Origin of the sequence: Bradyrhizobium tropiciagri, assembly GCF_018130505.1 — a bacterium.
Lineage (GTDB): Bacteria > Pseudomonadota > Alphaproteobacteria > Rhizobiales > Xanthobacteraceae > Bradyrhizobium > Bradyrhizobium tropiciagri_B.
Genome location: NZ_JAFCKH010000009.1, coordinates 239,225 through 251,770, shown reverse-complemented (window position 1 = coordinate 251,770; position 12,546 = coordinate 239,225). Strand labels below are relative to the sequence as shown.

Genomic DNA, 12,546 nt, shown 5'->3' with positions numbered 1-12,546 from the left:
CCCGACTGCTCATTGCACGGGTGGCGGCGCGACCCAGACATCGCTCTGCTGAATCCGGCGGATCAGCGCCTGCGGATCGAACTTCCTGATCCCGGCCGGGATCTCGAAGGATTGCGCCGGTTGCGGCTCGTCGCGGATGTGGTCCGCCGATATCACCGTGCCATCTGCGGTCTTTATCTGTAGCGGAAACCTGCGCTCGCGGTCGACCCAGCCGACGAAACCGAGTCCAGATCCCGCTTCGACCCGATAGACATCGGTCTTGCGGCCGCCGATCGTCTCCTCGCCGTCGCGTTCACAGCGCCACGTTTCCGGCGCCTTCTCCGAGGCGAGTTGCGCCATCGCCAGCCATTGCCGGCAGGGATCGCCGGGGTCGAGCGGAACGAACATCTGCGTCAACGGGCTCGACTGCCGCGCATCCATGAACACAAGCCCGCGCGGGCGGACGAACCAGGCCGCAGGCTTCGCTGCATCGACCAGGAAGAAGCCGTCGGGAAAAGCCGGCGTCTCGATCAGCGCCTTTTCGCCCGATACGCGCACATGGCCTGCGGGGGTCGCGGCCCCGCCGGCCATCCTGACGAGATCGGCCGAGAATTGCTGCGCGGCCGCCGATTGCGCCGCAAGCGCAACGCCCGCGGCCACGACCATGCAGCTCACGACCTTGCTGCGCGCCGAAATCACCATGTCGCTTGCCTCTTCGCACATTCTTGTTCGGCCAGTTCCCGACCGGACCAATACGGCAGCGCCGGCCGAACCTTGGTTCGGCCGGCGCTGGTCTCAGATTAGATCACGTCCTGAACGCAATCCGATCACTCGGTGTAGGACAGCGTGACCGGCTTGCTGAAGTCGAACGCGTCGAACATGTCAGACAGCGCCGGGCTGTTGGTCGGCACGTACTCGTTCTTCTTCGAGAAGGTCGGGTTCGGCAGGTTGTCGCGGCTGCGGACCGTGAGCGGCTGGAGACCCCAGTTGCGCTCGATGAACTTCAGCAGCGAAACGTGGTCGCCGTAGTTGTGGTAGACCTTGCCGCCCGTCGAATAGGGCGAGAGGATCAGGATCGGCATACGCGGTCCGTCGCCGAAGTAGTCGATCGACTGGATGTAGCCGGAGTCCCAGTAGCCGCCGGCTTCGTCCCAGGTGATGAACACCGCGGTCTCGGCCTTCAGCTCCGGATTGTTGTCCAGCGCATTGAGCACGTTCAGGGCATAGGCCTCGAACAGATCGACCTTCGAGCTCTGCGGGTGACCGTCGAGCAGACCATCCGGCTTGCCGAACGACACCGCGGGCAGCGAGTTGTTCTGGATCGCCGTGATCAGATCGGCAGTGTCCTTGATATGGGCCTGGCGCACGGCCGGGTTGGCCATGATCGAGGTCGCATACTGGAACGGATTGCAGATCTGGCAGTAGGCAACGCCGAGCGCGTGGGCCGGATCGGCCAGCGCGGCGGCGTTGAGGTCGGGCTTCGACGCGTTGGCGGCGACCGCGGCGTTGGACAGCGCAACGGCGTCGTTATACGCACCGCCATAATACGCCCACGAGATGTTCTTCTCGATCAGCGCATCACCAATGGTGCGAACCGGCGACGGCGGCAGGTTGCTACCGCCCGACAGCGCACCGTTCGGCAGATAGCCGGGGTTGACGTTGTTGAGCATGTAGAAGTGGTTGGGCTTGCAGTTCGGCTCGGCCGCGTACGGCAGGTTGTTCAGATAGGTCACGATCGGCTTCACGCCGGGGTGCGACACGTCGGAGCAATCGGTGAAGTTGCCGTCGACGGTGTAGCGATTGACCGAGCCGGAAACCGGATTCGGATTGGCGATCGCGGTGGTCGGCGGCGTGGCGGGGTTGCCATTGCCGTCGCTCCAGAACCCTGCATCGCCGGTTCCGAGCATGAAGTGGTTCGCGCCCGTACCACCGTGGAACGACTGATGGAAGTTGTCGCCCAGGGTGAAGCGGTCGGCCAGCATCTTCAGCACCGGAGCCTGGCCCTGCTGGGCATTATAGAAGCCCATCGAGTTGCCCATGCTCTTGTTGGACGCCGAGTAGGTCGCCATCACGAACGGGAACAGGTCGTTCAGGCAGCCCGAATTGTTGTTCTTGTTCGCACTGGCGGCGCTGCAGTCTTCCTGCTGCCAGTCCTGATAGAACCGGTGCGTGGAGTCGCCGGTGTAGTCGTCGTCGCTGATCTGCTGGCCCTGCAGCGGGAACGGTCCGGTCAGCGAGCCGGCGCCGGGAACGCGGGTGTCGAGCACGTTGCTCGGCAGACCGCTGAAGCCGGTGGTGAGGATATCGAGATCGGCCGGGTCCATATCCTTCTCGACGCTCGCTTCGGCGATCGTCTTGAACGGCGGCGAGGTGTCGCTCTGACCGGTCGGGGTGCCGGCCGTGTTCGGCTGCGGCATCTGATTCGTCGCGTTGTAGGGCGACTTCGAGATCTGCGGAGCGCCGATGTAGAACGAGTTCTGGCCAGTGACCGAGAACTGCTGCGCCTGCGCGAAGTTCGGACCCGGCGTTCCATCCTCGTTGACGATGCCCTTCGACAACAGGTTGGAGATGGTCTGGCCCTTGCCCTTCGGCTTGTAGATGCCGAACGTATGGTCAAGGCCGCGGTTTTCACCGATCAGGATGATGACGTGCTTGATCGGCGAGGCGGTCTTCACCTTGTCGCCGTTGCCGTTGCCATGATCCTTGTCGCCGTGATCGTGCTTGGCGCTGTCACCATTGTCATGGTGCTTGTGATGCGAACGGTTGTCCCAGTCGCTGTGACCGCCCGGATAGTGAGCGGCATAAGCTGCGGTTGCGACGAACACCGTGGACGCGACGCAGAGCGCCGTGCTGGTTCGCCAGTTCTGTTTAAAGTTGAAAGCCATTGTCGACCTCAGGGTGTTTGCAGTTAGCAACACTCCCTCCGTAGTGCGACAATATGACGCAGACTTATCGTTGCCGTGAAAGCGCGGAAGAAATTTCGAGCTATTCAAAAATTTCTGCGAAGACACGCGCAACCATCAACGCATCGACAGCAAGCAATGCATCGCTACGATTGCCGCTGCTCAACCAGCGATCGCAATCGTTCACGACATGATGCGCGCAGCGTTGACCGCTGCACACACCAACCAAACTGAATAATGAACGGGTCTATCTAAAATGGATCAATGCGGCAGATGCTTCGACTGCATCACCTGGCGAAGCGCAGCATAGTGCTGATCGTGCACGTCTTGATTGAATAGCGACCACGGCTCGGCGCTCGCAAGCACCGCAGGAACCGCCGCAGCCATCAGATAACGATAGTTCCTGAACTCCGTCGCAGCATCGGCGTTGCGTCCCGCCGCGACCGCCATATCGATTCGCCGCAGCGTCAGCACCAACTCCTTGAGACTGTTGCGTGCAACCACGCGCTGCTGCTCGCCGCCTGACACGCTGGTGTTCTTGCGATCGGGATATTGCTCGGTGAGCTCGCGCAGCTCGCGGCCGATCGTATCGACCGCCAGCGCGACAATATCCTTGTCACCGGCCGGAATCGCGGTCGCGAGCACCGTCGAGAAGTCGTTGATCTCCTTCAACGTCGCGCTTGCGCCGTCGCGTTCATACGGCTGCGCGCCATCGCCGACGGCGGTCAGGTAAGCGACGAGGTCGAGCTTGTCCTGCGCCGAGAGGCCGAGTTCGAAGGTCCGGTCGAAATAGTCGATCACCTGCTTGAAATTGTCGAAGCGGCCGTCGTGAAAGTACGGCGCATTGAAGTCGGCATTGCGCAGGGTCGGCGTCTTGAACAGGCCGCCGGAGCCGACGTCATGCTGCTGATGATCGACGAAGCCGGACGACGGGACATGGCAGCCCGCACAACTCATCGCCGCATCATGCGGGAACGGTTTTGCGAACAACGCTTCGCCACGGCGCTCGGACTCGCTGATCTTGCCGACCAGCCGCCCGCCGGGACCAAGATCCTGATTGGGCAGAAAGTCGATATCCTGGATGTACGCCACGATCGCATCGAGCGTTGCCGGCGACGGCTCCGGTCCGGCGAACTCGTTGGTGATGACGTTGTGGACGAAGTCGCGCAGCGAGGCGAAGCGGCCGTCGGCGCCATAGGGCGCGAGATAGCGGGCGCCGCGCAGGCTCGGGATCCGCACCGGATCGAGCACCAGATTGTCGGCCTTCGGGTTGAACAACGGACCTGTGGTGTCGAACGTGCCGGGGCGGCTCGACATCTTCGGCATGAAGAATTTGGCGTTGTTGGCGCCGTTGACGTGACAGGTGCCGCAGCTCACGCCGGCCTGCCGCGCCACCTCGCCAAGCAGTCCCGGCGAATTGAATGCGAGATCGCCGAGGTTCACGAGATAGGACTTGCTGCCGGTGATCTCGGAGCGGAACACCTCGCGCGGCTTGTCGAGCGCATCCTCGTTCAGCTCGGTGGTGGCCGGCAGCACGGTCTTGTTGCCGTCGACCGGAAACGCCACCGCGCGCCCGAGCAGGGCGACAGCCATCGCGCCGCAGGCAAGTGCGGTCAATCGCAGCCGAAGCGAGTTCATCGCGCCTGGGCCTCCAGCGTCGGCCGCTGCAGGCCGAGCTTTGCCGACGCGCCCTGCAACGCCACGACCAGTTCCTCACTGGTGCGGCGCAGGTCGGCGATGTCGACGTGCGGAAGGTCGGGCGTGGCGACGATCGCCTGAAGCCGTTCGATCCGGTTGCTCACCATCTCGTCGAGCTTGCCGTCCACCGTATTGAGCGCGGAGGAGAAGATAGTGTGGTACGCGAAATCGATGCCGGCGATGTTGTTGCGCATGTCGTCGAGCGAGGTGCCGCTGATGCGCGACTCGCCGCCGTCAGCCTTGCTCTCGCCGACTTCGTAGGCGAGCCGCACCGTGCCATCCAGCAACCCCTGGGACGTCAGCCTGATGTCCCTGAGTTTGCCGTGCAGATCATTCAGGTGATCGACAAGCGCTGCTGCATCGGCAGCGACGTCAGTGCTGCCGGCGCCGAACAGCTTCGCTTCGATGGCGTGGAACCCGCTGTCGGCGTTTGGCCAAGCGTCGATCTGCGCATCGAGTTCGGGGACGAACCCTGCGGTGAACACTTCCGAGCGCTCCCAGCCGGCGCGCGCCGAAAGCCAGGCCTTCTTCGCACCGGGCAAATCCGCAGCGGCCGCGCGCTCCTGCAATGCGCGTGCGCCCGCCAGCGCGCTGCCTACCCCCTCGATCAGATACGGCCGATAGCGCTCGGCGCCCTCTTCAAGCGCGCCGGCATTCGCCGGGCGTGCGCCAGCCATCGCGGCCAGCAGAGCAAGGCACGCCGCCACTCGCATCCTGTGCATGGTCAACCCACTCATCCGCCGCGAAGGGCTCGCGGCTCGCAGTGATGCGGACTATTGTCGGTATCCTATGCGGATTTGTGACAGGCGCGCTTCTTTGTCGCATCTTTGCTATGTCGGCATCGTCGTCGACGATCACGTTCTCGCAAGCCCGGCTCTGTCCCTCGATTGAAAAATCAACTGTTCAACACGGGCAGGTTGTTGCATCAAGTCCGCTGCGCCCACTCCACCTCTCCAGCCACCATGCCTGTCGATCGCGAAGCTCTTTATTTCCTCGCATGTTATGGCACGCTTGGCGTGCTGTGCTGCACTGTTGCGTGGATCGATCTTCGCCACGGCATCATTCCAGACTGGCTGAACCTTGCGATCGCCGTCCTCGGTCTCATCCGCGTCATCGTCGACGACAGTGCGGCGGCGGCATTGACCGCACTCGGCGTCGCCGGCGTGGTCGGCCTGCTGTTCTGGTTATTCCAGCGGTTGTACTTCAGGATCCGACATGTGGAGGGGCTTGGACTTGGCGACGTCAAGTTTCTCGCTGCCGCCGCGACCTGGGTCGGGCTTGCCGGTGTTCCGACATTGCTCCTGATCGCCGCACTGGCGGCGCTTGGCGTCGCAGGCGGTCTGATGCTTGCGGGACACGAGATGAAGCGGCAGAGCTCGATGCCGTTCGGTCCCTTCCTGGCACTCGGGCTGCTGCTGACGCCGGCCCTGCAACAATGGCTCGGCTTGAACTAGTTTCTAGTGGCGCACGATGAAGGGCCTGCGCTCTGCGACCACCGGAACGAGATGGCTCTCACCGCTGCCCTCGGTGCCGGGCTGCGGCAGCGCCAACAGCGCGCCCTGCTCGTCCTTCTCCATCGTCACCTCGCGCCCGTTGATGGTGCGCAGCTTCCAGCCCTGGAAGTCTTCGCCGACCCGTAGCCGCAGCGCAGCCTTGGTGGATTGATCGAGGAAGATCCCAAAACTCTCGTCGCCTCCCGCGATCGTGCCGACGAGTGACAGTGGCGGCGGCTCGATCTCGACCTTGCGCGGCGGCGGTGGCTTGGCGACCACCGGCTCCGCAACGACGTCAGGCGGCGGCGGGCGCCGCGACGGGGAGAACACCGGACGATCGCGCGTGTTGGACAGCGTCTTGAGCGGGATGCCCCACAGCGGATTGTCGCTGAGCGGGCGGCCCGCCGGTGCCACCGGCGGCGGTGGCGCCCGGACCGATGTCACGGGTTCCGACATCACGGGCGGCTCGGCCGGCGGCTGAGGTGTCAGCACCCGTCCCCCCATGCGGGTATCGTCGAGCAGTCCGGCATCGAGCGCGTCGCCGGGCGCATCCGACACCGCAGCCGGCACCGCATGAACCGATAGTGCCCATAGCGCGAGGATCGCCGGGAGATATCGCATCACTTGGCGCCTCGCCATTGTCCGGAGACACCGAGCAGCACGCGCATCTTTCCTTTTCCCGGGTCAGCGTCCCTGGCTGTGCCCTCCGTCGGCGGCTGCACCACCAACTGGTCGATGAACAGGAACGGCATGCCGGCCTCGAGATCGTAGAGCACCTGCTGCAACTGCGGCTGCTCGATCTCGCAGCTTGCGACCATGCTGATGAAGCCAGCCTTGGCCGGCATGTTGGGAACGTCGAGCTGGGTCGACAACACGTTGCCGCCGAACTTGATCACCGCCTCCGAGACGCGCTGCAGCAGATTGGCGCCGGCAACCGTGACGGTGGCGCCCTCGAGATAGGCCGAGCCGGCCGGCATCGCCGCAGCACCGGGCGCTGCGTTCGCCTTCGGCCGACCCTCCAGTTGTGCCAACAGCGCCGCCGTCGCCCTCACCTCCCCGCGCAGCCAGATGATCTCGGTAAGCGACGACACCACCACGAACAGCAGCAGGGCGGCGAGGCTGAGATAGCTTGTCGCCGCCACCAGTGGCGAGGTGCTGATGGATGTCAGCGAACGGGACCATGTGCTCATGAGCCGGATCCGAAATAGGCGGTGATGTTGGCTTCGACGTGGAAACGTTCCGCCGGTTCATTCACCGCGTGCGTGGTCGGTGCGAAGAAGGTCGCGCGCGTGAACTGGGGCGACTGCTCCAGCAGCCGGATCAGGGACGGCGCATCCTGGGTCATTCCGACCACCTGCACCTTGCTTCCCTCGATGCGCAATTCGGTGACATAGGTCGTATCAGGCAGCACGCGCGAGAGCGCTTCCAGCACCATGACGCTCGACGGTGTCGTCTGCTTGCGCTTCGCGAGCAGGCCGATCCCGGTTTCGCTATTGGCGCCGATGCGAAGCGCGGCGCGGCGCTGCGAGATCTGGCGCTGCAGATCCTCTTGCTCGGATTGCAGCGATCCGCCGAGATAGATGTTGAGCAGCAGCGCGGCCGCCGCCGCGACCCCTGTCGATATCAGGCCGATACGAAGCAGCCGTGGAACCTGCGGACCGGCCAGGCCTCGAAGCTGCCGGTCGAGCAGCGTCACCTGCAGCGGCGCGCCGTCACTGCCGACGGCCGGCGCCGACACCACGATGGACGCCGCGCCAACGGCCCTCGCCAACCGCAGCAACGGATCGACCTTGGCCGCGGACGTCGCGCTGAACGCAACCTCGATGCGGTCGTTGGAAACCGGCTGCGGCGATCCCCAGCCGAACACGGCCTCGGCCGCGGTCCATGGCGTCAGGCGATCGACCTGGGCGCGGACCATGCCGTCGAGGAAATCGGCCGCCTGGCTTGGAAAATCAAGCAGACGGCTCACCACATGCCCGGATTGCAGCCGCACCTCGATGCGGCTGCCCTCGAAGGCCGCCTTCCACTCCACCGGCGGCGCAGGCTGCGGTGAATCATGGTCCAGCCGAAGCGAAAGGGCTGCCGGAACGCGGCCATCCTTCGATGCTGCGATGCTGGCGGTGAAGCTGCCGTCCGCATTTTCATCGAGCTGGATGTTGCGCTTGCGCACGAACCTTCCCGCGGCGCCGTCAACCGCGATTGCGACGGCACCGATCCATTGCTCGAACCATTGTCGTGCTTCAGCAAGCAATGCCATCAACCCCTCCCCCGACGCAGGACCGGAGCCTTCGGCTCGACATCGTCCTGCCAGGACAACACACGATAAGGCTCGACCTTGTCACCGAGCGCGATCACCGCTTCGGACGTGGTGCGGCGGCCATTGCGGAACTGGATCGTCAGCGTGACCCGGTAGCAGGGACTCTGCGCAGTCGCCGCCGCGCTCTGCGGGTTCGGCGCCTGCGCGCCATCCAGCGAAAGCCCGCGTCCGCCAAATCCACTCTGGTCACCCGAAGAGCTCCCGGTGGCGACAACGACCTCCGGTGCCGCGATCACCGGATCGACATCCGGGGAACCGTTGAACACCGTGACGAACGGCAATGCGCGATCGACCAGCGCGGCCGGCATGCCGGCCACCAGCGCCAGTTCGTTGACATGGGTGAAGAGTGCCTGCCGCGGCACATAGCCGAGCGCGTTGTAACGCGCGGCTTCCACGTTCTCGCTGCCCGGCGAAGGACGGGTCCGCCAGCCGACGATCCGGTCGGCATACTCGGTCGCCGCGTCCTTCTTCGCGCCGAGCACGGTGAACAGGCCGGCCAGCGTGGTCTTCGAGGCGTAGTTCAGGTCGATGCGGGCGGCCTCCGAGGTGAAGGTCACCGCAACACTCGACTGGTCGAGGCGGAATTGAAACGCACCGTGCTGCGGCCTCGCCTTCTCGTCAGACAGCGCCAATTGATAGGCCGCCAGTTCCAGCCCCGCCGACACCAGCGCCTCGGTCTGCAACGCCATGTCGTTGGCCGCCAGCGCACGGGCCGATGCGGAGAGATAGGCCGAGAAGATGATGGCGAGCGACGACAGCGCGAGCAGAATCCACAGCACCGCGACGATGACAAAGCCGCGGTCGCCCGAGGATCTATTGATGTTGCCGGTCGCGGCCATCATGTCTTCCCCGGATCGGCAGCGTTGCCCAGATCGGGAGCGCTGTCCGAATTGCGCTTGTCGCCGCAATTGCCGTCCGGCTTGGTGCAGTCGCTCGGAATCTGGACGTGGATCGGCGCGATGGTCGAGACCGACAGGACCTTCTGGCTACCGGCATCACGCACCGTCAGGCGGATCATAGCCGGCAGCCTGTCGGCGTCCCTCCACACGTTCTTCCACACCCGGTCGGGACCGGCATAGGCGAAGGACAAACGGTACGGCGCACGCAACAGCACCACCGGGCCGCCGAGATGCACCTGCTCGGAGAACGATACGCCATTGGCCAGCGGGGTGAACCGCGCCTGCGAGCGCACGGTGACGAATTCGCCGCGATCCCTGATCTCGCCGAGGCGAACGATGTCGAGACCTGGGCCCGCATTCGGCCCCAGCGACGTCCGCACGAACGTCACCGACAATTCCGATCCGTCGAACAGCGGCTGCTTGGTCTCGCGGTTGGCGGGGACGAACTCCGCCGCCGCGAGATCGGCACCGATCCGCTCCAGCGCGATGCCGATCAGCTCGCTGCGCTGGATCCGGTCGAGCCCCCGATTCCAGCTCGGCAGGAACTCGGCGGTGATGCTCGCGAGCGCGGTCAGCAGCAATCCCATCAGCGCCAGCGCGGCGATGGTCTCGATCAGCGTAAATCCGCGCTCGTGCGCGCGCGATGTGCGATGTGCCGATGTCATTCCGACGGCCTCGGCATCAGGCGCACGGTGCGGATGTCGGACAACGATCCGCCGGGAGATTTGACGCGAATTCTCACCAGCTCCGGCGTCCAGGCCACGTTGGCTCCGGGAACGTCCCAGCCGTTGCCGAGCGGACTGATGTCGATAGTCCAGCGATAGCCTTCCGCCTGTCCGCTCGACGTTCCGTTCTGCAGCTCCGCGCGCGGCGGAATGCCGACCGTCATCAAGGTGCGCGTCGCCTGCATCAGGGCCACATGTTGCTCGAGCGCTCGCACCCCGCGCACCTTGACGCCCAGCACGCTGCCGATCGCGACGATCGAGACGGCGACCAGGGCCAGCGCCACCAGCACCTCGATCAGCGTAAATCCCGCGTCGGAGCGGTTAGTTGGCGACGGAGCGAGCAACGACTTCGACCCTTCCGGTAAGCCAGTTGACGCGGACTTCGTACCCCGCATCGAGCCGCGTCAGCGCGATCGAACCGCCGCAGGAGCCGCCATTGGGGAAGAAGCGAATGGTCGAGAGCGCGGCCTGGCGCCGGCAGGTCTGCGGCAGGACGGCGTCGAACCGCACATCCTCGGGAATCCGGACCATCATGCGCGAGGAGCCCGAATGGATCACGCGGCTCGAGGCATCGACCAGGGTCGCGACGCTGCTGCTGCGCTCGATCGCGGCATTCCGATCGGCCTTCAGCAGCGTCGCGGCCTGCAGCGCATAGGCCTGCAACCGCGACCGCGACGTCTGGCGCGGGATGAACGGCAGCAGCACGGCAGCCAGCAACGCGATGATGGCGAGCACGCACACCATCTCGAGCAGGGTAAAGCCGCGCTGCGCCGCGTCAGTCATTCCCGTCATTAACTCCCGTTGGCGGCGGCCGTGGCCTTCTCCAGCGAAATATCGGCGGCGTTGCCGCTGCCGCCTTCCTGGCCGTCGGCGCCGTAGGAAACGATGTCATAGGGGCCGTGCTCGCCGGGCGAGCGATAGATGTAGGGATGGCTCCACGGATCGTTCGGCACGTTGCCGCCCTTCAGATACGGGCCGTTCCATGCGGCAACGCCCGGCGTTCGCCGGACCAGCGCGGCAAGCCCTTCCGCAGAGGACGGGAACCGGCCGGCGTCGAGATAGAACAGGTCGAGCGCGCTGGAGAAGCTCTGCAGCTGAATCCGCGCGGCCTTGACCTTGGATTCGCTGAGATAGTTGAGCACGCGCGGCCCGATCAATCCCATGATGAGGCCGATGATCGCGATCACCACCAGCATCTCGACCAGGGTGAAGCCTTCCTGCCCGGAACGGATCGGCTTTCGCGCGCGATCGGGTCTTGCGCGGGTGGCAAACAGTCCAACGATGGTGTTGCGCCAAATCATGATCGAAGATCCCTGCTCTAATTGACAAGCTGCGTGACCGAGAGCAGCGCCGTCATCACCGACACGATCAGGCCGCCGACGACGGTGCTGATAGTGATGATCGCCAGCGGTCCGACGATGCCGACGACCCGGTCCAGCGTGCGCTGCAATTTTGCTTCGTAGAATTCCGCGACCCGGCCCGCCAATGCCGGCAGTTGCCCGGTCTCTTCGCCGAGCCGCAGCATGCGGACCGCCATCGCGGGGAGATTGTCGGCGGCGGCGAGCGCGTCGGACAGTTTCCCGCCGTGGCGGACGCGGTCGGCCGCGGCAGCCCAGTTCGCTTCACTACCGGTCACCGACATGATGTCGACCAGGATGCGCAGCGCGGCGGTGAGATTGACGCCGCTGCCGAGCAGGACGCCGAGATTGCGGCAGAACAGGCTGGCGCGATAGAACTGGAAGCCGTTGCGGATGCCGGGAATCCGCGAGATGGCATCGACCAGGGCTGCGCGCACCCGCGCCTGCCGCAGCAGCCACCATGAAAGAGCAATAACGCCGGCGGCGGTCAGGCTGGCCACGGTCGCATTGGCACGCAGGAAATCAGAGATCGCGATGAAGCTGGCGAGCGCCGTATCCGACTTGCCGCCGAAATCTCCCAGCACGCTGGAGAATTGCGGCAGCACGAACAGCAGGAAGAACAGCATCACGCCGGTCGCAGCGATCAGGACGAAGACCGGATACTGCATCGCGTCGGTCAGCTTCCGCCGCATCGCCTCGGAGCGCGCGCGCTCGATGCCCAGCATTTCGAGCACGGTATCGAGCGTGCCGGAGATCTCGCCAACCCGCACCAGCGCGACATACATCGGCGGGAACAGGGACGGATGGTCGGCCACCGCATCGGCAAAACTCTCGCCGGTGAGCAGCGCCGCGCGGATCTTGGCGACCACCGGACGCATCCGCCCGACATCGGCATCGCCCGACAACAGCTCGAGCGCATCGTCGAGCCGCGCGCCCGCCTTGAGCAGCAGCGCAAGATCGCGGGTGAAGATGGTGACCTCGGCGGCACTCGGCCCGCCGAACGGGCTGCGGCTGCCGCCACCGCCGGAAGCGCGCTTGTCCTCGACGGTCTCGATCGGCAACAGCTTCAGATATTCGATGCGGCGCGCGACTTCGGCCGCGGTCGGCGCCGAAATCGTGCCGTTGACGACTTCGCCGGTCTGAGTGAGGGCGCGGTAGCGGAAATTCGGCACGG

At 65.0% G+C, this 12,546-nt stretch carries 14 protein-coding genes; 1 reads left to right on the top strand and 13 read right to left on the bottom strand.

What is annotated here, in order from left to right:
- Positions 1 to 9: 9 nt before the first annotated feature.
- The 4 genes from JQ633_RS23680 to JQ633_RS23665 form a co-directional block, all read right to left on the bottom strand.
- Positions 10 to 681 (bottom strand): hypothetical protein, encoded by a 672-nt coding sequence (locus JQ633_RS23680; protein ID WP_211987475.1) that lies wholly within the window; start codon positions 679 to 681, stop codon positions 10 to 12.
- Between the two features lie 125 nt (positions 682 to 806).
- Positions 807 to 2,864: a phospholipase C gene (locus tag JQ633_RS23675; RefSeq protein WP_211987474.1), complete on the bottom strand. Its 2,058-nt coding sequence runs from the start codon at positions 2,862 to 2,864 to the stop codon at positions 807 to 809.
- Positions 2,865 to 3,143: 279 nt separating this feature from the next.
- Positions 3,144 to 4,520 (bottom strand): cytochrome c peroxidase, encoded by a 1,377-nt coding sequence (locus JQ633_RS23670; RefSeq protein ID WP_211987473.1) that lies wholly within the window; start codon positions 4,518 to 4,520, stop codon positions 3,144 to 3,146.
- Positions 4,517 to 5,302, bottom strand: coding sequence for an EfeM/EfeO family lipoprotein (locus JQ633_RS23665; RefSeq protein ID WP_211987611.1), 786 nt, complete (start codon positions 5,300 to 5,302; stop codon positions 4,517 to 4,519). Before JQ633_RS23665 ends, JQ633_RS23670 begins: the two co-directional genes overlap by 4 nt.
- A gap of 165 nt (positions 5,303 to 5,467) precedes the next feature.
- Between JQ633_RS23665 and JQ633_RS23660 the strand changes: the two genes are divergently transcribed.
- A complete protein-coding gene (locus tag JQ633_RS23660) occupies positions 5,468 to 6,034 on the top strand; it encodes a prepilin peptidase (protein ID WP_249159582.1) in 567 nt (188 codons plus the stop codon).
- A gap of 3 nt (positions 6,035 to 6,037) precedes the next feature.
- Here JQ633_RS23660 and JQ633_RS23655 read toward each other — a convergent pair whose 3' ends face one another.
- Genes JQ633_RS23655 through JQ633_RS23615 form a run of 9 tightly spaced genes read right to left on the bottom strand, consistent with a single transcriptional unit; the run spans position 6,038 to position 12,544 of the window.
- The gene (locus JQ633_RS23655; RefSeq protein WP_249159581.1) at positions 6,038 to 6,694 is read right to left on the bottom strand and encodes a hypothetical protein; all 657 of its coding nucleotides are present in this window, start codon (positions 6,692 to 6,694) and stop codon (positions 6,038 to 6,040) included.
- The gene (gspM, locus tag JQ633_RS23650) at positions 6,694 to 7,263 is read right to left on the bottom strand and encodes a type II secretion system protein GspM (protein WP_211987471.1); all 570 of its coding nucleotides are present in this window, start codon (positions 7,261 to 7,263) and stop codon (positions 6,694 to 6,696) included. Before gspM ends, JQ633_RS23655 begins: the two co-directional genes overlap by 1 nt.
- Positions 7,260 to 8,330, bottom strand: a complete 1,071-nt coding sequence (locus JQ633_RS23645) for a PilN domain-containing protein (protein WP_211987470.1) — start codon at positions 8,328 to 8,330, stop codon at positions 7,260 to 7,262. Before JQ633_RS23645 ends, gspM begins: the two co-directional genes overlap by 4 nt.
- Entirely contained in the window at positions 8,330 to 9,232 is a 903-nt protein-coding gene (locus JQ633_RS23640; RefSeq protein ID WP_211987469.1) for a general secretion pathway protein GspK, read from the bottom strand. Before JQ633_RS23640 ends, JQ633_RS23645 begins: the two co-directional genes overlap by 1 nt.
- Positions 9,229 to 9,954 (bottom strand): PulJ/GspJ family protein, encoded by a 726-nt coding sequence (locus JQ633_RS23635; RefSeq protein ID WP_211987468.1) that lies wholly within the window; start codon positions 9,952 to 9,954, stop codon positions 9,229 to 9,231. Before JQ633_RS23635 ends, JQ633_RS23640 begins: the two co-directional genes overlap by 4 nt.
- Positions 9,951 to 10,409, bottom strand: a complete 459-nt coding sequence (locus JQ633_RS23630; RefSeq protein ID WP_211987467.1) for a prepilin-type N-terminal cleavage/methylation domain-containing protein — start codon at positions 10,407 to 10,409, stop codon at positions 9,951 to 9,953. Before JQ633_RS23630 ends, JQ633_RS23635 begins: the two co-directional genes overlap by 4 nt.
- Positions 10,336 to 10,797 carry a type II secretion system protein gene (locus tag JQ633_RS23625; RefSeq protein WP_211987466.1) on the bottom strand — a complete coding sequence of 154 codons (462 nt, stop codon included), beginning with the start codon at positions 10,795 to 10,797 and terminating at the stop codon, positions 10,336 to 10,338. Before JQ633_RS23625 ends, JQ633_RS23630 begins: the two co-directional genes overlap by 74 nt.
- Positions 10,798 to 10,805: 8 nt before the next feature.
- A complete protein-coding gene (gene gspG / locus JQ633_RS23620; protein WP_211987465.1) occupies positions 10,806 to 11,315 on the bottom strand; it encodes a type II secretion system major pseudopilin GspG in 510 nt (169 codons plus the stop codon).
- A gap of 17 nt (positions 11,316 to 11,332) precedes the next feature.
- A complete protein-coding gene (locus tag JQ633_RS23615) occupies positions 11,333 to 12,544 on the bottom strand; it encodes a type II secretion system F family protein (RefSeq protein WP_211987464.1) in 1,212 nt (403 codons plus the stop codon).
- Positions 12,545 to 12,546 lie beyond the last annotated feature (2 nt).